This window comes from Mesoterricola sp. JemC181 (genome assembly GCF_055384585.1).
Genome location: NZ_AP045076.1, coordinates 1,462,583 through 1,481,654, shown reverse-complemented (window position 1 = coordinate 1,481,654; position 19,072 = coordinate 1,462,583). Strand labels below are relative to the sequence as shown.

At 73.4% G+C, this 19,072-nt stretch carries 13 protein-coding genes; 2 read left to right on the top strand and 11 right to left on the bottom strand.

The features are described 5' to 3' along the window. Positions 1-7 precede the first annotated feature (7 nt). The 6 genes from ACZ5MC_RS06535 to ACZ5MC_RS06510 form a co-directional block, all read right to left on the bottom strand. On the bottom strand, positions 8-4,246 hold the full coding sequence (locus ACZ5MC_RS06535) for an Ig-like domain repeat protein (protein ID WP_464517342.1): 4,239 nt from the start codon (positions 4,244-4,246) through the stop codon (positions 8-10). Between the two features lie 253 nt (positions 4,247-4,499). Continuing rightward, positions 4,500-6,434 (bottom strand): hypothetical protein, encoded by a 1,935-nt coding sequence (locus ACZ5MC_RS06530; protein ID WP_464517341.1) that lies wholly within the window; start codon positions 6,432-6,434, stop codon positions 4,500-4,502. Continuing rightward, a complete protein-coding gene (locus ACZ5MC_RS06525; protein WP_306599513.1) occupies positions 6,434-7,429 on the bottom strand; it encodes an AAA family ATPase in 996 nt (331 codons plus the stop codon). The genes ACZ5MC_RS06530 and ACZ5MC_RS06525 overlap by 1 nt, the downstream gene beginning before the upstream one ends. Before the next feature lie 14 nt (positions 7,430-7,443). Next, positions 7,444-9,546: a transglutaminase-like domain-containing protein gene (locus tag ACZ5MC_RS06520; RefSeq protein WP_464517340.1), complete on the bottom strand. Its 2,103-nt coding sequence runs from the start codon at positions 9,544-9,546 to the stop codon at positions 7,444-7,446. Then, entirely contained in the window at positions 9,543-10,787 is a 1,245-nt protein-coding gene (locus tag ACZ5MC_RS06515; protein ID WP_464517339.1) for a DUF58 domain-containing protein, read from the bottom strand. Before ACZ5MC_RS06515 ends, ACZ5MC_RS06520 begins: the two co-directional genes overlap by 4 nt. A 19-nt stretch (positions 10,788-10,806) precedes the next feature. Next, entirely contained in the window at positions 10,807-11,322 is a 516-nt protein-coding gene (locus tag ACZ5MC_RS06510; RefSeq protein ID WP_464517338.1) for a rhodanese-like domain-containing protein, read from the bottom strand. Between the two features lie 141 nt (positions 11,323-11,463). Here ACZ5MC_RS06510 and ACZ5MC_RS06505 point away from each other — a divergent pair, with 141 nt between their 5' ends. Together ACZ5MC_RS06505 and ACZ5MC_RS06500 are read left to right on the top strand one after the other, a co-directional pair. Further along, positions 11,464-12,009, top strand: a complete 546-nt coding sequence (locus ACZ5MC_RS06505; protein ID WP_306599509.1) for a hypothetical protein — start codon at positions 11,464-11,466, stop codon at positions 12,007-12,009. Positions 12,010-12,017: 8 nt separating this feature from the next. Further along, positions 12,018-13,265 (top strand): YhjD/YihY/BrkB family envelope integrity protein, encoded by a 1,248-nt coding sequence (locus tag ACZ5MC_RS06500; RefSeq protein WP_306599508.1) that lies wholly within the window; start codon positions 12,018-12,020, stop codon positions 13,263-13,265. On the opposite strand, the gene ACZ5MC_RS06495 is transcribed toward ACZ5MC_RS06500, so the two are convergent. The 5 genes from ACZ5MC_RS06495 to ACZ5MC_RS06475 all read right to left on the bottom strand — a co-directional run bounded on the left by ACZ5MC_RS06495 (position 13,249) and on the right by ACZ5MC_RS06475 (position 18,041). Continuing rightward, a complete protein-coding gene (locus tag ACZ5MC_RS06495; protein WP_464517337.1) occupies positions 13,249-14,946 on the bottom strand; it encodes a cholesterol oxidase substrate-binding domain-containing protein in 1,698 nt (565 codons plus the stop codon). The genes ACZ5MC_RS06500 and ACZ5MC_RS06495 overlap by 17 nt on opposite strands. Before the next feature lie 73 nt (positions 14,947-15,019). Continuing rightward, a complete protein-coding gene (locus tag ACZ5MC_RS06490) occupies positions 15,020-16,012 on the bottom strand; it encodes an RluA family pseudouridine synthase (protein WP_464517336.1) in 993 nt (330 codons plus the stop codon). Continuing rightward, positions 16,009-16,806: a prolipoprotein diacylglyceryl transferase gene (locus tag ACZ5MC_RS06485; RefSeq protein WP_306599505.1), complete on the bottom strand. Its 798-nt coding sequence runs from the start codon at positions 16,804-16,806 to the stop codon at positions 16,009-16,011. The genes ACZ5MC_RS06490 and ACZ5MC_RS06485 overlap by 4 nt, the downstream gene beginning before the upstream one ends. 1 nt (position 16,807) lies before the next feature. Then, entirely contained in the window at positions 16,808-17,248 is a 441-nt protein-coding gene (locus ACZ5MC_RS06480; RefSeq protein WP_306599504.1) for a hypothetical protein, read from the bottom strand. 46 nt (positions 17,249-17,294) lie between these two features. Beyond that, positions 17,295-18,041 carry a hypothetical protein gene (locus ACZ5MC_RS06475; RefSeq protein ID WP_306599503.1) on the bottom strand — a complete coding sequence of 249 codons (747 nt, stop codon included), beginning with the start codon at positions 18,039-18,041 and terminating at the stop codon, positions 17,295-17,297. Positions 18,042-19,072 lie beyond the last annotated feature (1,031 nt).

Here is a 19,072-nt window from a genome sequence, read left to right as displayed (position 1 = left end):
GCCTCGCTCAGTTGACGGTCAGGGTGAAGGTGGACGTCGCCTGGACCGCGCCCTGGGAGCTGGCGGTGATCGTGACGGCGTAGGAGCCCGCGGGGGTGCCGGACGTGCCGGTGGTGATGCCCTTGGCGGAGCTGGTGCCGCCGCCGCAGGCCGTCAGGCCGCCCACGAGGAGCAGCGCCAGGGCCGACAGGACGAGCCCCGCCCGCTTGCGGCGCCGGGAAGGCACCGCGAAGAGGCCGCCCAGGAGCAGGGCGCCCGCGCCCACGCCGCCCAGGGGCAGGTGGTCCCGGACGCTGCCGATGATCTGGAGCCTGGGGGTGGTCGTGAAGGTGGCGGTGACGACCACGGGGGTGCCGGTGACGGCGAAGCTGGGATGGTCGAAGGTGCAGGCGGCGCCCGCGGGCAGGCCGGTGACGGCCAGGGTGACCGGCGCGCCGAGTGCGCCCATGCTGGCCAGGGTGAGCTGGGTGGTGGCGGTGCCGCCGTCGGCGACGGTGACGGGCGCCGGCGGCGTGGGGATGACGACCGAGGGGGTGGTGGTGGTTTCGGTCACCGCGGAGGAGACGCCGGCCGTGTTCGCGCCGTCGCCGGCGTAGGAGGCCGTGATGCTGTGGGTGCCCAGGGCCAGGGCGGACGTGGCGTAGGAGGCCGTCCCGCCCGAGAGGGCCACCGTGGCCAGGGCCGTGGTGCCGTCCAGGAACGTGACCGTGCCGGTGGGGGTGATGCCGCCGGCGTTGGCGACGGCGGCGGTGAAGGTCACGGAGACGCCGAAGGGATCCGAGCCCGTGGTGCTGGAGCGGGTCAGGGTCACGGTGGAGGCGAGCTGCTGGACCACCTGGGACAGGGCGGCGCTGGTGATGGCGGCGAAGTTCCCGTCGCCGGCGTAGACGGCGGTGACGGCATGGGTGCCGGGCGCCAGGGCCGAGGTGGTGTAGGAGGCGGTGCCGGAAGCAAGGGTGGCCGTGCCCAGGAGGGTCGCGCCGTCATAGAAGCCGACGCTGCCGGTGGGCGTGCCGCCCGTGCCGGTGGCGGTGGCCGTGAAGGTGACCGGCGCCAGGCCGAGGGAGGGAGTGGCGGAGGAGGCCAGGGCCACCGCGGGGGCCGCCTTGGCGATCACCAGCGGGTAGGTGGCGGCGGTGGCGACGGGCAGGTAGTTGGCGTCGCCGCCGTAGGTGAAGCTGACGGTGTAGGTGCCCACGCCAAGGGTCGCGGCGGAGACGCTCCAGGCGGCGGAGCTCGAGGTGGAGCCGGCCGTCAGGGCCGCGGTCCCGGAGGCCACGCTGGTGCTGGAGGCGTTCAGGATGGACCAGGCGAGGGTGCCCGTGGGACGGGCGATGGTCGTGTAGGGGCCGGTGGCCGTCGCGGTGAGGGCGGCGGTGTCGAACAGCGTGGCGGTGGGGGTGGTCGCGGGTCCGAGCAGGGCCACGGGGGCCTTGGCCAGGGCCACGGTCGAGGTGCCCGAGCTGGCGAGGAAGGCGCCCGTGACGCCGGCGTAGGAGGCGGTGATGGTGTGCGAACCGATCCCCGTGAGGACGACGCCGGAGAGGACGGCCTTGCCGGCGCTGACGGTGACGGAGGCGCCGTTGTTGAGGCTGGTGGTGGTGCCGCCCACGGTGTCCGTGAAGGTCACCGTGCCGGTGGGAAGGGTGGCGGTGTGGCCGGCGGTGGTGTCGGCCAGGGTGGCGGTGAGGGTCACGGCCTGGCCGTTGGTGAGGGAGGAGGGCGCGAGGGTGACGGTGGTGCTGGTGGTGTCGCCCGGGTTGGTGCCGGTGCCGGTGGCGGCGAACGCCTGGGTGGTGCCTGCCACGTTGAGGGAGTTGTCGGTGAGGGTGATGGCGGCGCTGAGGCTGCCCACGGACTGGGGCGTGAACATCACCGAGACGTTGGCGCTGGTGCCCGGAGCCAGGACCGTGGCGGAGGTGACGGGGTTCGTGCCGGCGGGGTTGCCGCTGAAGTCGCCCGTGAAGGTGGGGTCGGCGCTGAAGGCCAGGTCCTGGTTGCCCAGGTTCGCCACCGTGGCCGTCTTCGGGCTGTCGGTGGAGGTGAAGCCCTGCTTGGTCGCGGCGAAGGACAGCGCCCCGCCGGAGACGTTGGCGTAGACGATGCGGCCGTTGGTCCAGTCGGGGATGTAGAGGTTGCCGGCGGGATCCGCGGTGACGCCGAAGAGCAGGGAGCCCAGGGTCGCCGGCGCGGGCAGGCCGGAGAGGGCCACGGCCGAAGCCAGGCCGGCGGTGGTGACCTTGACGATCCGGCTGTTGCCTGTGTCCACCACGTAGATGTTGCCGAAGGCGTCGGAGGACACGCCCTGGGGATTGCTGATGGTGATGCCGGGCAGGGCCAGCGCGGACGCGGCCCCCGCGGCCGTGACCTTGACGATGGAGCTGCTGTTCTGGGTGCGGGCGGCGATGTAGCAGGATCCGAACGGGTCCACGGTCATGCCGGTGACGGTGCTGCCGGCGAACGTGAAGGCGCCGGTGCCGAGCACCGCGCCCAGGCCCGAGGCGGTGCTGCCGGTGACCTTCAGGCTGGACACCCGGAGGATCCGCCCGTTGGTGAAGTCCGCGATCAGGAGGTTGCCGGCGCCGTCGAAGGCGAGGGCGGTGGGGAAGCCCAGGGCGGTGGGAAGGCCGCTGATGGCCAGCACCGAGACCACGCCGTCGGGCGTGACCACGAGGATGCGGCTGCGCTGGTGGTCGCCGACGAAGAGGTTGCCGGCCCCGTCCAGGGCCACGCCGGTGATGTTCAGGTTGGCGAGGCCGCCGGGGGTGCCCAGGGGCACCGCCGCGGCGCTGCCGCCGCCCGCGGGGATGCGGACGACGCTGCTGCTGCTGTAGACGCCGCAGTAGAGGTTGCCCGCGCCGTCCAGGGCCACCTGGTAGGGGTTGGCCATGGGCAGGCCGCCGGTGGCGACGACCGTGCCCACGTTGGGGGACACGGCGGCCACGGGGGCGTCGGCGAAGCCCACGAGGGGGATGGTCATGATGATGTTGGCGGGGGTCGCGTCGTCGTAGAGCACGACGGCGCCGGTGCGCTGGCCGGAGGCCGTGGGGAGGAACTTGACCTCGATGACCGCGGACCCGGGGACGCCGGCGGCAATGGTGGTGCCGGCGCCGAGCGTGAAGTCGAGGTTCTGGACGCCGGCGGTGAGGACCTTGAGTGATCCGTAAGCGGGGCTGGCCATGGTCTGGACCGGGAGGGTCAGGGTGACCGGCGTGGCGGCGCCCAGGGTCGCGTGGCCGAAATTGACGGCGGTGCGGTTGAAGGAGCTGCCGTAGGTGGAGTCGGCGGAATTGGTGGTCAGGGGCAGCGTCGCCTCCACCACCTGGCTGTTCCCGGTGTCGGCGATGTGGACGGTTCCGAAGATGTCCACCGCCACGCCGGCGGGCGCGGCCGAGGGCAGGCCCCAGTTGCCGGTGTTCAGGTTCTGCGCGTTGAGGGCGGTATCCATCACGACGATCCGGTTGTTGCCCGTGTCGGCGACGAACAGGTTGCCCACCCGGTCGAAGGCGACGGCGCTGGGGCCGGAGAAGGAGGCGGGACTCCCGGCCCAGGTCGGGGCGACCACCCCACCCGTGGTGGAGCCGGCGGCCACGGCGACGATGCGGTTGTTGCCCGCGTCGGCGATGTGGAGCTTCCCGGCGGCGTCGAAGGCGAGGCCCTTGGGCGAAGCCAGGTTCGGCGCCCCTGGAGAGACGTTGATGGCGAGGCCGGCGGCCGATCCGCCCGTGGTCACTTCGACGATGGCGTTGGCGCCCGCGTCGGCGATGAAGAGGTTGCCGGAGGCGTCCACCGCCACGCCCTGGGGCGAAGCGAGGGTCACGGACCCCGTGCCGACGACGGTGGCGGTCCCGTTCGTGGCGACCTTCACCACCCGTGCGTTGCCGGTGTCGGCGATGTAGAGGTTGCCCGGGCCGTCCAGGGCCAGGGCGGTGGGACCTGCCAGGGCGGTGCCCAGGCCGCTGACGCCCAGGACGGAGGCGGCCCCCGTGGGATCGACCTTGATGATCCGCCCGTTGGCGGTGTCGGCGATGAAGGTCGTGCCGTTGGGCGCCACGGCCAGGCCCGCCGGGCCGTTGAGGGTGAGGGAACCCGTGGGGGTTGCCTGGGCCATCCCCTTGAACTTCAAGGTGGGGGCCGGCCCCGCCAGAACGGGCGAGGCGCCCGCCAGGGTCAGGCAGAGGAGGAGCAGCCACCGGAAGGGAGGCCGGCCCGGGGAGGCGGAGGCGATTCTGGCGAGGTTGGGCATGTGGCTCCTTTCAGAACGCAGCAGAGGACAGGCCTGCGGCCAGCGGGCCCAGGTCCAGGAAAGGCGGGTTGCAGACCATCCATCGGGTGGCGGTCTATTGAGCATTACAAGATTCGGAGGGGACTTGAAAAGCTCAATTAACAACTCATTTACTACAACCAGATAATCTTAGGTGTTCCCGAAGAAACCCTTGCATCCAAGACTAGGCCATCGGCCGGTAGCTGTCCGTACGCTGGATTACCTAGTCTCAAAGTCAATTGCCCAGGATTCCCTTGAGCTGCTCCTCCGCGCTCTGGGAGGAGAGGGTGCTGCCTTCGAGGGACCGGATCTGCTGCTGGGACAGATCGATGCGGGGCCCGAAGGCCTTGCGGTGGAACTGCCGGCAGAACTCCCGCACGGTGGCGTCCCGGTCGGCGCCCGGCGCCACCTGGAACCGGCACAGGACGGTGCCCTGGGGGCCGTCCAGGCCCCCCTGGAGCCCCCCGGCCCCGGTCTGCTCCACCACCACCCGGAACCCGCGGGGGTCCGGTTCCAGGCGCGGGGACGAGGCCAGGAGGCCGGCGGCTTCGGCGGCCATGGGGCCGGACGTCTGGATGCGGCAGGGGATTCGCAGGCCCGCCCGCCGGAGTTCTCCGCCGTCCCGCTGCAGGACGGCGGCCAGGGAGGCCAGGGCCCCCGCCCGGTCCCCCCGGGCGGCCTGGGCCTTGGCCCGCAGGGCCAGGAGCTGGGTGTGGAGCACGGCGAACTCGGCGGGCAGGACGGGCTCGGCCGCGGCCAGGGCCTCGAGGGCGCTCCCCGCGTCGCCCCGCTCCAGGCGCGCGGCCCCCAGGCCCAGGAGGAGGAAGCCACGTTCCCGGTCCGCGGCGGGGCCGGTGCGGGCCAGGAGCCGCAGGGCCTCGGCCTCGGCGACGCCGGCTCCGGCGATGCGCGGCAGGAGCACCTCGGAGCCGGGCAGCTCGGCAACGGCCTGGGGGGCCAGCACGCGAAGGGACTGCCCCAGGCGCTCCCGGTTCCCCATCAGGAGGGTCCCGGCCCGCCGGCGGGCCAGGGCGGCCTCCACCTGGTGGCGGGCCATGCGCAGGAGGATGGCGGGGCGGCGCTTCCAGGGGGCGAAGCTGAGCTCCTCCCCGTCCCGCGCAAGGGCGTCGAGGAGGGCCTGGTAGAGGAACACCTGGGTGCCCGCCTCCCGCTGGCCGTCCCGGGCCGAACCCGTGGCGTGGCGGTCGGGGCGTTCCCGCACGCGCCGCGCGATGGCCAGGGCCTCGTCGGTGGCCCCGCAGGAGAGCAGGAGGCCGCCGGTGAGGGTCTGGCGGGTGTTCCAGTGGGTCTCGGCGGGCAGCGGCAGGGTGCGGAAGGCCCACTGGTGCATGCGCTTGACGGCGTCCATGGCCTCGGGGAGCCGCTGCTCCTGAAGGTAGAGGAAGGCCAGGTCGCCCCAGGGGTTGGTGACGCTCCCGGGCTGGAAGTGCTCCGCGGCCTCCAGGAGGAGCTGCTCGGCCCGGGCCAGGAGGCCCAGGTGCCAGGCCCCGTCGGCCGCGTTGCGGATGAGGGTGCAGTCCCGGTCCTTCCCCCGGAGGAGATCCAGCGCGTACACGCGCATCTGGGTGGCGAAGGCCTCCTCGGGGCGGTCCGACTCGGCCTCCATGGCCGCGAGCGTGTTGAGCGCCGTGGCGGCGTCGCGCGGATCGCCCCCGGCCACGGCCTCGTCGATCTTGCGGCGGGCCTCCCGGAAGCGGCCCAGCTTCATGAGGGGCCAGGCGTGGTCCACCGGGCGCTGCTTGAGGAAGAGCCGGTCGTGGGCGTCGAGGGTGCGCAGGGCGTCCTCGTAGCGCTCCATGCGGTACTGGGCGGAGGCCTGGAAGCCCAGCACGGAGCTGTAGTAGCCCGTGGGCGCCTCGGGCCCCCAGGCGCCTCCGTAGCGGGCTTCCAGGAGCTTGCGGGCCCGGGTGAACCAGTACAGCGCCCGGGGCAGGTCCCCGTCGGTGTTGAGGCTGACCATGCCGATGACCTCGCAGGCCAGCCAGGAATCCGGATGCGCGGCCAGGTAGGCCTTGGCGGCCTCCCGGGCCTCCAGGGGGTGGCGCTCCCTGTCCAGCATCTCCGCGAAGCGCGCCTCCCCGGGGGCGGGCCGGTACGGCGCGGCGAAGGCCGCGCACGCCACCAGGAACGCCGCCAGGGAGCGGAGCATCAGGCCCTCCCCCGCAGCGTCGCGCGGCTCAGCGCCTCCATGGGTTCAGCCAGGCAGGCCCGCACCACCTCGGCGGCGGCGGGAGCTCCCGGGCCCAGCTCCATGCGGTGCCCGAAGACCAGGGGCGCCAGCCACGCCACGTCCTCGCCGGAGACGAAGTCCCTTCCGCGCAGCGCCGCAGCGGCCTTGAGCGCGGGCACCAGCAGCACCAGGCTGCGGGTGGAGACGCCCTGCACCACCTGGGGATGGCTCCGCAGCGCCCGGGCCAGGTCCACCAGGCAGTGGTTCACCGGATCCGCCACGAAGACGCCGGCCTCCACCTGCTCCCGCGCGTCCAGGAGCTCGGCGCGGGTGACGGGGGGGCTCGCGGGTTCGGCCCTGCGGGCCAGGCGCGTGGCGAGTACCGCCAGCTCGGCGTCCCGCGAGATGTGGTCCATGCGGATCTTGAAGAGGAAGCGGTCCAGCTGGGGCAGCGGCAGGGGGTAGGTGCCGGCCACGTCCCGGGGGTTCTGGGTGGCGATGACGAAGAACAGCGTGTCCAGGGGCCGCGTGACGTTGTCCACGGTCACCTGCTTTTCGGCCATGGCCTCCAGCATCGCCGCCTGCACCTTGGGGGAGGTGCGGTTGATCTCGTCGGCCAGCACGACGTGGGCGAAGAGGGGCCCCGGGCGGAAGGCGAAGTCCCCGGTCTGCGGCTCGAACACCGAGACGCCGGTGATGTCCGAGGGCAGCAGGTCGGGGGTGAACTGGATGCGCCGGAAGGGCGGCAGGTCCCGGCCGTCGCCGTCCTCCAGGGCCTCGCCCAGGGCCTTGGCGAGCGTGGTCTTGCCCGAGCCCGGGTAGTCCTCCAGGAGCACGTGGCCATCGGCCAGGAGCGCCACCATGACCAGGTCCACAACCTCGTCCCGGCCCAGCACCTGGAAGCGGATCCGCTCCCCCAGGCGGGCCAGGACGGACCGGGCGCGTTCGAGGCCTGCGGGATCGGGTGGGAGCATGGCGGCACCTTTCATCAGTGGACCCGGGCCCAGGCCAGGGGGTTCAGGAACGCGAGGACGCGAAGCGCGGGATGGGCGGCGGCGCGGAACTGGCCCCGGGCCTCCCGGGCCAGGCGGAGGCACTCCGCCGCGGGCGGTGCGCCCGGAGGCCCCAGGGCCCAGCGCAGGTGGAGCGCCGTGAGGGCCGAGAAGGCGGGGCTGGCGGCCCGGGCCGCGAAGGCCTCCCGGCTCTCTCCACGGGCCCGGGCGAGGCCCGAGGCGCTCGCGGCGTCCAGGGCGGCCCGGTAGGCCAGGCGTGGCACGTTCCCGGGGCCGCAGAAGGCCGGCGCGAAGCGGCGCCAGAGCTTGACGGCGTAGGCCGCCGGGAGCGCCAGGGCCGCGGCGGCCAGCAGGGCCAGACCCAGGATCCTTGCCAGGGCGGCGGGTTCGAAGGGGGGCCGCTCCAGGCCGGGGGGAGGCGGCGGCGGGGGCTTCTCGGACATGGCCATCTCGCCCAGCATCTGCTGGAGGTCCTTGTCCGGGGCCTGCTGGGGCATCACCTCGCTCCTGGCCGGGGTGATGTCCAGGGGCGTCCAGCCGTAACCCTGGAGGCGCACCTCGGGCCAGGCGTGGGCATTGGAGGCCCGCAGCATGAGCGAGGCGCCGCCGAACCGGAACGAGGGATCCGCCGCATAGCCCGCGGCCACCCGGGCCGGGACGCCCGCGGCGCGGTACAGCAGGCAGGCCGCGTGGGCGAGGTACACGCAGTGCCCGCGCAGGTCCCCGAAGAGGAAGTCGGCCAGCGGGTCGGGGCTGGCGCCGTGGGTGGTGTCCAGGCTGTAGGTGGTGTTGGCGTCCAGCCACAGCTTGACGGCCAGGGCCCGGGCGAAGCGGTCCTCCCGGAGGTCGTCGCGCAGGGTCTCCAGGATCCGGTCCGCCAGCTGCCGGTAGCGGGGATCCGCCGGACCCTCGAGGTAGTGGGCGAGGGTTTCGGGGGTCCAGGCGGGGTCCCCCACGGGCGTCCCCACCAGATCCTTCGGGTGGAGGGTGCAGACCTTCGAGACGACGTCGTAGGCCTGGAAGAACCGCTTGGGGTCGGGGTTCCCCGTCTCCCGGAAGGACACCGGGCCCACCAGGCCGAAGGGCCTGGCGTGGGCGGCCATGACGGCGACGGTGGTGCGCACCTCCCGGCCCCGCAAGGCGGGATCGGCCTTGGCGCCCAGGGCGGGCAGATCCGTGTCGAAGCGCCCGCCGGCGTCCTGCACCACCCGGAGGCCGTTGAAGGCGCTGAAGGCGGTCTCCCGGAAGTAGCAGGCGCCCATGGGGGGCGTGTAGTCGTTGTGGAAGACGACGACCGCCAGGGGCGCGTCGGAGGGCTGGTCGGACTGGTTCTCGAAGCTGTCGGGCGGGGTCTGGCCTTCGCCCCCGGTGGAGGCTCCGCCACCGCCCTCCTGGGGTTTCCCGTCCCCCAGCACCCGGTGGAGCTCGGTGACCTGCTTGAGGTGGCGCTGGGGCAGGACCAGGAAGACCGCGGCCAGGGCCGCCACCAGCATCGCCGTGCCCGCCAGGGACCTGCGCGTGGCGTCGGCGCCCGCCAGCACCAGGGCCAGCAGCGCCGCCAGGGCCAGGCCCAGCAGGAGGAACCACGGCAGGGGATCCAGCCCGTGGCCCCAGAGGGGGTCCACCAGGAAGTAGGGCCGGTTGAGGAAACCCTCCCGGTGGGCCGCGAACAGCGACGCGAAGAGCGCTCCCAGCAGCGTGAGCCCCGCGATCCTCCAGGCGGCGTGGCGCCGCGCCAGGGCCTCCTGCGCGCCCACCAGGGCCAGCGGCAGGGCCAGCGCGGGAAGGCACTCGGCCAGCGCGTAGAGCGCCCGGGGGCCCAGGAGCCGGGCCGGGCCCGGCCACCGGGAAAGGAGGGCGGAGAGGAGCAGCGCGGCGGCGGCCAAGGCCAGGGGCGGCAGGGGCACGGCCCAGGTGCGAAGGCGGCTCGCGGCCAGCCGGGGCCCGGCGAGGACCCCCAGGAGCGCCCCCAGCGCCGCCGCGGCGACGCCCGCCGTCAAGGTATAGCTGGCCGCGGCCAGGGCCACCACCGCCATCCAGAGGGCGGCGTGGAGGCAGGTCCACAGCCGCGGCCTCACGCGGGCCTCCCGGCGAGCTTGCGGAGGTAGGCCTGGGGCTGGACCAGCACGTCGCCGCTGCGGGTGTCCACAAGGGTCGCCTCCATGTGGGGAAGGACGAGCCGCCCCAGCAGGTCCAGCACTTCGTCCGGGGCGGCCCCTCCGGACGGCGCCGGCCGCAGGAAGGCGCGGCGCCACCGGGACGGCGTGGGCTCGCGCCACCCGTCCAGGGCGAAGACGGCGTGGATGCGCAGGGGCGCCGCGGCCAGGGCGGCCTGCGCCTCGGCCACCCAGGGACCGTCCCTGCCGGGAAGGAGGAGGATGCAGGCGCCGAACCCGTCCCGCCGGGCCCGCTCCAGGAAGGCCGGGAAGCCCCCTGCCCCGCCCGCGGAACCGGACTTCGCCAGGGCTTCCAGGGCCCGGTCCAGGTCCTCGGCGTCCTCGGCCCCGTCGGCCCCGAAGCGCCATCCCGGGCCCAGGAGGCCCCGCTCCAGGAGCGTGCGCGCAAGCCGCGCCGGGGGCTCGTCCCAGGGGCTGGCGGGAAGGTAGGCGCAGACCCGGGGCGCGGGCTCCAGAGCCCTCTCGGGGACGCGCACGAAGGCCTTGCGGGTGCGGGCGTAGACCTTCCAGAGGATCATGCGCAGCGGGTCGCCGTGGCCGTACTTGCGGATGTCCACCCGGTCGCCCTGGGGGCCGCCCCGGGGATCGGGCTGATCCTCACCCTGCACCAGGCCGCTCAACACCGCGCCGGGGTCCAGGAGGGCGCGCTCGGGGAGGATGCGGGCGGCCGAGGCCTCCGCAGCGCGCCAGCCGGTCTCCGTAAGGCCGAGGATGTCGCCCACGCGCACCGTTCGCGTGACGGAGGGGGCCAGGGCCCGCCGGCGGGGCAGCACGTGCTCCAGGCCCGAGGGCAGGCGCAGGTCGGCCTGGATGTCCCCGGGGGCCTCCCAGGCCACGCGCACCCGCAGGAAGGGCAGCCACCGCGAAAGGGGCACCCGGAAGCCCGTGGCATTCCAGGCTCCGCATTCGAGGCTCATGCGCCCCTGGCCGCCCCCGGCGCGCCTGCGCAGCACGAGCGCCGCGGCCACGGTGGCCACGCAGAGGCCCGCCACGAGAAGCGCCGCCAGGACGCTGGCGGCGAGCAGGACCAGGTCCAGCCTGCCCACGCCCTGGAACCAGAAGGCCGCCCCGGCCAGCGCGAGGAGGCTCCACCCCGCGAAGGTGACGGGGAAACCCTCCCTCAGCCCGGCAAGCGGCTTCATCCCGCGGTCCCCTCCTTCGTCAGCGGGGCCCGCTCACGGACACCGGCAGGTTCGCTTTCAGCCAGGCCCGCATGCCGCCCCGGAGGACCCGCACCCAACTGTAGCCGTTGGCCTGGAGGTCGGCTGCCGCCACGTGGGAGACCCGGTCGTCGTAGTCCACCAGGACCACCAGCTGGCGCTTGTCCTTGGCGATGTCCGCCAGACCCCACACCAGGTGGTTGACGGGGAGGTTGTAGGCGCCCCGGATGTGCCCCCGGGGCCCGTTGAAATCGTCGGGCCTCCGCAGGTCCACCACGACGGGCGGCTGGCCGTGCAGCACCTGTTCCAGATCGATGGGGCGGAAGACCTCCTTGTGGCGGGCCCGCTTCCAACTGGCGAAATCAGACCACTTAAGAACGACAACCACCAGCAGCGCCAGGAACGCGCCTGCCAGGGGATAGATGGCCTCCGGGCGGGAAAGCCAGTCTCCCGCGGCCCCCGGCCCGGCCAGGAGCGCTGGCTTCAGTGCCGGGAGCAGGGCTTGGGGATCAAACATGGTTCGCCTCCGGTGCTGGTTTCTGCCTACCCTGGAGGTACCGTGATCTCGAAGAGCCATCCAAGGGCGGGATCCAGGCCATTATAAACCTGTGGGATGATCGAACCGATGCAAGAAGCCGCAACGTCAGTGGGAAAAGGAGTGCTTATCGCCGCCGTGGCCCTGCTGGCCGCCTGCGGGGGAGGCCGGGATCCCAGGCAGCTGGTGGTCGAACCCGAGGCCCCCGCCGTGATGGTGGGCGAGACCCTCGTGCTCTCCGCCCGCACCCCGGGCGACGCTGCGGCGGATCCGGAGTGGGAGGTGCAGGAGATGTACGGGGGCGGCCTTCTCAACAGCCAGGGTCCGCGCGTCACCTATGTTCCGCCCGAGGCGGCCGGGACCTACCACCTGGTGCTGCGCACCCCCGGCCACAAGCAGACCCTCGAGGTGCGGGTGCTGCCCAGCCCCGTCCTGGAACCCCATTCGCCGCGCATCCCGCCGGGCTCCTCCATCGCCTTCCGGGTCCGCATGCGCGGCCTGCCCCGGGACGCTGCGGTGTGGACCGTGGACGAGGCCGAAGGCGGCGAGATCACCGCGGACGGCCGGTACACGGCCCCGCGCAGGCCCGGGGTCTACCACGTCACCGCCACCTCCGCGGCGGACCCGTCGGCCTCGGCGCGGGCCACGGTCACCGTGGGAACGGATTGAGGCCACCCATGGGGGAGCGCCGGCCCCGACCCGCGGACCTGGCCCACCACGCCTGGGAGACGGCGCTGGAAGCCCTGGCGGGGTTCCAGGCCAACGGGGGCCTCCGGCAGGCCTCCAGCCTCGCCTTCTACACGCTGCTGGCCCTCATCCCCGCCCTGCTCCTGCTCACCTACATCCTGGGCCTGATCACCGGCAGTTCGGCAGCCGCCCACCAGCGGCTCACGGACTACCTGGCCCGCATGCTGCCGGGCCAGGCCGACCGGGTGCTGGAGGACGTGGCCGCCCTCACGCGCCACCCCGGCACGGCCGGTCTCCTCAACCTCCTGGTGCTGGCCTGGTCCGTGTCGCCCCTGGTCTCGGCCCTGCGCGAAATCGTCCGGGGCATCTTCAAGGAGCGGGAGACGCGCTCGCTGTGGCTGGTCAAGCTGCTGGACCTGGCCGGGGGCGTCGCGTCCCTCACGGCCCTGGCCGCCCTGGCGGGGGCGGGCGTCTTCCTGCACTTCCTCAACGCCTCCCTCCTGGGCTCCCGGGGCGTGTCCCTGGGCCTCGCCCTGCCCTTCACGGTGAGCACGGCCCTGGTGACGGGCCTGATGGCGGTGTACGCCCCGCGGGACGCCAGCCGGGGCCACCTGCTGGCGGGGGCCCTGACCACCACGGTCCTGTGGTTCCTGCTGCGCCCCGCCTTCACCTGGTTCCTCACCCTCGACCAGAGCTACGGCGTGGCCTTCGGCTCGTTCAAGTCCCTGTTCCTCATCGTGATCTGGATCTACGTGTCCATGGCGATGCTCCTCCTGGGGGTGGAGGTGGCCGCGGCCTGCCACCGCGGCGACGCGGTGGCCATCAAGCGCCTGATGGAGGGCAAGGCCCGCCGCGGCTACCCCGGCCATCGGCACCTGCTCCTGGAGGCCCCGGACGGCCACGTCTTCTTCCGGGAGGGCGAGCCCGGCGTGGAGATGTTCTACCTGCTCGCGGGCACCGTGCGGATCCTCAAGGGGGACCGGGAGATCGCCCGCATCGGCCCCGGCAGCTTCCTGGGCGAGATGACCTTCCTGCTGGGCCTGGACCGCTCCGCCACCGCCGTGGCGGAAGGCCCCTGCCAGTGCGTGGTGATCCACGCCCGCAACTTCGCCCAGCTCCTGCGGGAGTTCCCGGACACGGTGCGGGTGATGCTGGTGGGCATGGCCTCGCGTCTGCGCGCGACCAGCGAGAAGTCCGCGGAGGCCCCGACCCCCATGGACGTCATCGCGCTTTCGTGAGCCGGTCCAGGAAGGGGCTGCCGAAGATCCCCGCCGGGTCCAGGGCTCGCAGGCCCTCCAGGGCCTCGCGCCAGCCCCTCCCGTAGCCCTCCGTGAACCCCCGCGGGATGTGCCCCTCCAGCATCCCGGGCCCGGTCCAGGGGCCCGCGGGGGAATAGGCCCAGCCCTTGGCCCACTCCACCCGCACCGCGGCGTAGTCCCCCGTGTAGTTGCCCAGCATCCACGCCTCCAGGTCCGTGTAGAACGGCATGGCTCCGGGCGTGCCGGGCAGGGTCAGCACCTCCGCCCACACCGCGCAGTCCCACTCCGGATGGTCCGGGCGGGGGCGGATGGGGGACAGCAGGGCCTCGGCCTGGCCCGGAGCCGCGTGGTCCAGGCCCGTGGCGCGCAGGTCCACGGGGCCGTTCACCGGGAAGGCGCCGCGGGCCCGGGCGGCCTCCAGCAGATCCTCCACGGCCCGGTGGAACTCGCTGGCCACCCGCTGGAGGTCCGCCCTGCGGCACAGGATGGCGTGGCCGCTCACGTGGTAGCGCAGCGTGGAGGGCTTGACGTGCAGCGTGGTGAACCGGGAGGGACCCCACACGTCCCGGGTGCCGGTGAGGTCCAGCCCGGCATGGGCGAGGGCGCGCTCCAGGCCCAGGAAGGCCGGGGTGCGGGAAGGCGACTCCCGGAGCCACGCGGCGGCGGCGTCCGAGTCGTCCCGGCCGACCCAATTGGCGAAGGTGTAGGGATAGGGCCCGTCAAGGGCCACCGAACCCGCGGGCCGCTCCGGTTCGGCGGACCACACCCGCACCCAGGGACACTCCGTGAAGGGGAACCAGGTGGCCTCCACCCGCCCCGAGCCCATGGCCAGGGCCTGGAAGCTCCGGGGCCCCGCCAGGGCCGGGGGGGCGTAGAGCTCGGAGGCGGGGACGTCCGTGGTGCTCAGGCACCGCAGGTTCACGTCCGCGCCCAGCTGGAGCGTGGCGGAGGTGACCAGGGCCCGGCCCATGTGCACCAGGAGGGGGCCTATTTCCGGATCCGCCCGGCCGAAGGTCCGCACCACGTGCCGCCCCGTCCCCGGATCCCAGACCACCGCCTCCAGGGCGAGCACCGCGTTGCTGAGCGAGCCCCAGGTCCAGCCCTGCACCGGCGGCCCCGGCAGCACGGAGCCGTGGGCCCCGATGGCCAGGGCGCCCCCCAGGGTCAGGTTCCCCGGCGCGGGCGTGGAGGCCACGGCGAGCCCCGCCGCGCCGGCCGCCTCCCACAGGCGGTCCAGGCTCGCGCCGGCCTGGGCCGTGAGGGTGGACCCCTCCACCCGCACCTGGTCCAGGTGGGCCGTGAGGTCCACCAGCAGGGCCGGAGGCAGGGGCCGCCCCGAGGACGCCAGGAGCGGGGACCAGCCGTGGCCCATGCCCCGGGCCCGCAGGCGCCACCCGCGGTCCAGGGCCCAGTCCGCGAGCCCGGCCACCTCCTGGGGCGTGCGGGGCGCGGCGGTCCAGGCGTCGGGCACCCGGATCTCTCCGCTCCAGTTGAGGAAGGACTCGCGGCGCGCGGACACGGGCAGCGCCGCGGGCACGGGACCGCCATCCCGGCCGTGCAGGAGGGCGGGCCCGAAGGCCAGGGCGCCTGCGGCGCCGAGGAAGCGGCGGCGGGTCAGGCCGGGGGCACAGACTCCGGGGAGGGGACGTCCCTTGCTCATCTTCAATATCCGATAAGTTACATATAAATATTAAAAATAATAATCTTAAACAACCTGACCCAGTGTGGGTCCCCTACGCGGGCGTGGCAATCCCCAAAAGCCTCAGGATCGATGTGAACCCCTCGGGCACGGGCGCCTTCAGGTCCAGCCGCCTCCCGTCCGCCGGGTGGTCCAGGGAGAGCTTCCACGCGTGGAGCATGGGGTGGGGGCAGGCGAAGTGGCGCTTGTCGGCATCGAGCCAGGCGCTGGCGCCGCCGTACACGGGGTCCCCAAGGATGGGCGCGCCCAGGTGGGAGAGGTGCAGGCGGATCTGGTGGGTCCGCCCCGTGAGGAGCTCGCACTCCACCAGGGCCAGCCCGCAGGCCTTGGCCAGCACCCGCACGCGGGTCTGGCTGGGGCGGCCGGACGCGTTGACGGTCATCTTGAGGCGGTCCACGCGGTGGCGGGCGATGGGCTCGTCCACGAGGATGCTGCCCACCTCCGGAAGCTTGCGGCTCATGCGCACCACGGCCAGGTAGCGCTTCTCCACCGTCCGCTCCTTGAACTGGGCCTGCAGGGCGGCCTGGGTGGGCTGGTCCTTGGCCATGGCCAGGCACCCGGTGGTGTAGCGGTCCAGTCGGTGCACGAGGCCGGGCCAGAGCGGCGCGGGGATCTCGTCCTCGCCCTCCTCGGGCAGTTCCTCGACCGGGGCGATGGCCGCGCGCAGGCGCCCCAGGAGGGCGTTCAGGACCGTGCCGCCGGCGTGGCCGGGGCCGGGATGCACCACCATGCCCGCGGGCTTGTCGATGATCCAGAGGTGCTCGTCCTCGAACAGGGTGGGCAGGTCGATGAGTTCAGGCTCCAGGAGGAGCGCGGGGGGCACGAGATCCGGCAGGACGGTCTCCACCGTCGCGCCGCTGCGCACGCGGGTGCCGCCCTTGGTGACCACGACGCCGTTGATCGTGACGTTGCCGCCCCGCACCCAGGCGTCCCAGCGGGAGCGGGCGATCTCGGGGTGGATCTCGGTGAGGAACCGGTCCAGGCGCGGGGCGCCGGTCGGAAGGAAGTGGGAGATGGAACCGCTCATGATGCAACCTCGGGCCGCGGGGCCCTCGAATACCAGAACCAAAGGAAGGCGCCGAAGGCCACGAAGGCCAGCGCCGTAAGCCTGCCGGTGGAGAGCCAGGGGATCCCCAGCAGGAAGCCCCGGTCCAGGTCGGCGCGCCAGATCTCGGTCACGATGCGCCCTACCCCTTCCAGGACGAAATACAGGGCCCCCACCTGCCCCGCGAAGCGGCGGCGGCGGCCCGTGAGGAGGAGCGTCCCCAGGACGAGGGCGTTGGCCGCCAGGGTGTAAAGCTGCACCGGATGCACCGGCACGTTGAGGGGCGTCCCCGAAAGCCAGTGCGCGTCGGGACTGGTGAAGGTCACGGCCCAGGGGAGGTGGCACTCGGTGCCGTAGCAGCAGCCCGCGGAGAAGCATCCCAGCCGCCCGATGGCCTGGCCCAGGGCCACGGCGGGGGTGAGGGCGTCCAGGGTCCCGGCCAGGGGCAGCTTGAGCTTGCGCATGCGCCAGAAGAAGACGGCGAGGCCGCCGATGACGCCGCCGTGGATGGCGCCGCCGGCCCGGAGGTAGCCCAGGTCCAAGATCTGCGAAGGGGGCACGCCGCTGGCCAGGTCGACGACGATCATCAGGACCTTGGCGCCGACGATCCCGCCCAGGAGGAGCGAGATGGCCAGGTCCGAGATCCCCTCGGCGGGGATGCCGTCCCCGCGCCCCAGGCGCTGGGCCAGGGCGAGCGCCAGGAAGAACCCGACGGTCAGGATGAGCCCGTAGGTCCCCACGGGGAAGCTGCCGATCTTGAAGAGGATTGGGTGCATCTTAGTCCTTGGGCAGGGGGCGCAGCCGGGCCGGGGGGAGGTCCAGGGCCGCGATGTCGAAGCTGATGATCTCACCGTAGGGCCGCAGGAGCGGCATGAGCCGGTCCGTGATGGCCGGCCGGAAGCCCGCGTAGAACTCCTGGGCCAGCGGGGCCCGGGAGCGGCCCCGGATGTGGAACTCCCGCACCGGACCCTGGCGCACCTCCTCCAGGACCGCGCCTTCCAGGTGCCGGTCCAGGATCGCCATGGCCCGGGATCTCACCGCCTCCGGCAGGGGCCCGTGGTCCACCGGCCCCTGGGGCAGGGCCGCGAGCCTGCGGAGGTGGAGCACCGCCGGAACGGAAGCGGCCAGGACCAGGACCCCCAGGACGGCGGCGGACCGGCCCCATCGCCTTTCGCGGCGACGCTCGGGGTCCGGTGGTGGGTTTTCCAGGGAGGGCATGGGTTTCCTAAGATCGAACTACCAGCATGCCATCATTCGGCCCCGTTCACCCCAGGACCTGGAAGCCGGCGCCCCCCGTGAGGCTCCGGATGCTGGGCACGGGCCCCGGCTCCAGCCCCTGGATCCGCAGGTCCACCGGCACGCCCAGGGCCTTGAGCTCGTCCTCCATCCCGGCCTGGGCGGCCAGGAGCGCCTCGGGGTGCTGTGCCCAGACCCGGACCTGGAGCCCTCCGGCCCCCTTGGCGATGCCCAGCCGGGTCTCCCCGAGCCGGGTGAAGTTCAGGCCCAGGAGCACCCGGGTGGTGGCGCCTTCCGGATTCCCGCGGCCCTTGCCCCCGGCGTCCGACTCCACCCACATCTGCAGCGGGGCCTGGGGCGCCCACGGCAGCGGCAGCTCGTAGAAGGCGGTCCCCTCCTTGGCCTGGGCCGCGTGGAACGGCGCCTCCCGGGGCGAGACGCCCGGGTCGGAAAGGGCCTTCACTCCCGCCTTGATCCAGGATTCCCAGGTCTCCGGCGCCCCGGGCAGGGCGGCCGTGGACGCCTGGGCCCGCACCAGCCCGCGCAGCAGCTGGGAGACCGCGTCGGCCTGCCCCTGGGGCGCATCCGCCCTGCGCGCCAGGGCCGTCTGCACCCGGACCGAGGCCTCCTGGACCACCGCGGGATCCGGGGCGCCGCCCCGCAGCAGGGCCCTCAGGGCCAGGGCCTGCGGTTCGGGCAGGTCCCTGAGGACCGCCCGGAGCGCCTCCTGGGAGCCGGGCAGCCTGGCCTGCACCAGGGCGATGAGATCCTCCACCGCCTGGGACGGCGGCGCGGGGCTTCCGGAATGGGCCAGGCCTTCAGCCGGCCGGGTCAGCCCCAGGGATCCGGGGCCCTCGGATGCCTGTTCGAGGGAAGGGAGGCCGGAAGGCTGGTCAGCCGTCTGCGTAGGTGAAAGGAAGGGTTGGGCTTCTGTGGATCCAGCAGGCTGACCTGGGGTCTGGGTCCCGGGTGGGAGGTCGGTTGGGGTGGCCGGTTGAGATACCGGTGGGTTGGTCGGGGGTGAACCGGTCGCTTGTGTTGTTGCTTGAGTGGTTGTTTGGGTGGTCCCTTGGGTGGTTGCTTGGGTGGTTGCTTGGGTGGTCCCTTGGGTGGTCCCTTGGGTGGTCCCTTGGGTGGTCCCTTGGGTGGTCCCTTGGGTGGTTGCTTGGGTGGTCCCTTGGGTGGTCCCTTGGGTGGTTCCTTGGGTGGTTGCTTGGGTGGCTGGCTGAGGAGCTGGCTGATTGGGTGCCAGGGTCGTCGAAGGTGCGATCGGTTGCTCGATTGCTTGCTTTGTTGGTTGTCCTGCAGGTTGTCCTTCCCCCTGCCCTGCCGGTTGCCCCGCAAGCTGTCCTGGCGGTTGCGCTCCCGGCTGAACCCCCAGTGGCCCCGGTGGCTGGGTCCCCAGCTGGGTGCCTGAGGGTCCCGCCGGTTGGGCTCCAGGCTGTCCCGCCGGCTGCGCTCCGGACGGCAGTTCCGATGCGGTTCCTGGGGTCGGCGCAGGTTGGCCGCTTGTTTGCTGAGCGGATTGCCCTGTTCCTTGCGCGGTCGCCTGGTTTGGCGCCTGCCCTGACCCGGTTGCGGAAGGCTGCGGGCCCGTCTCGGCGGGCAGGGCGCCGCCCAGGAGGCGGAAGAGCTGCACCAGGGGCTCCAGCTCCGGGGGCGGGGCGGGCTGGGTGAGGCGGTTCTGGAGGAGCTGGGCCTCGCCCTGGAGCAGGGGGGCCAGGATGGCGGGGGGGGAGGGGGGCAGGGCCTGGAGGGTCTGGAGCCGGATGGTGCCGCCGTCGGAGGCCGCGACGCGCACCAGGA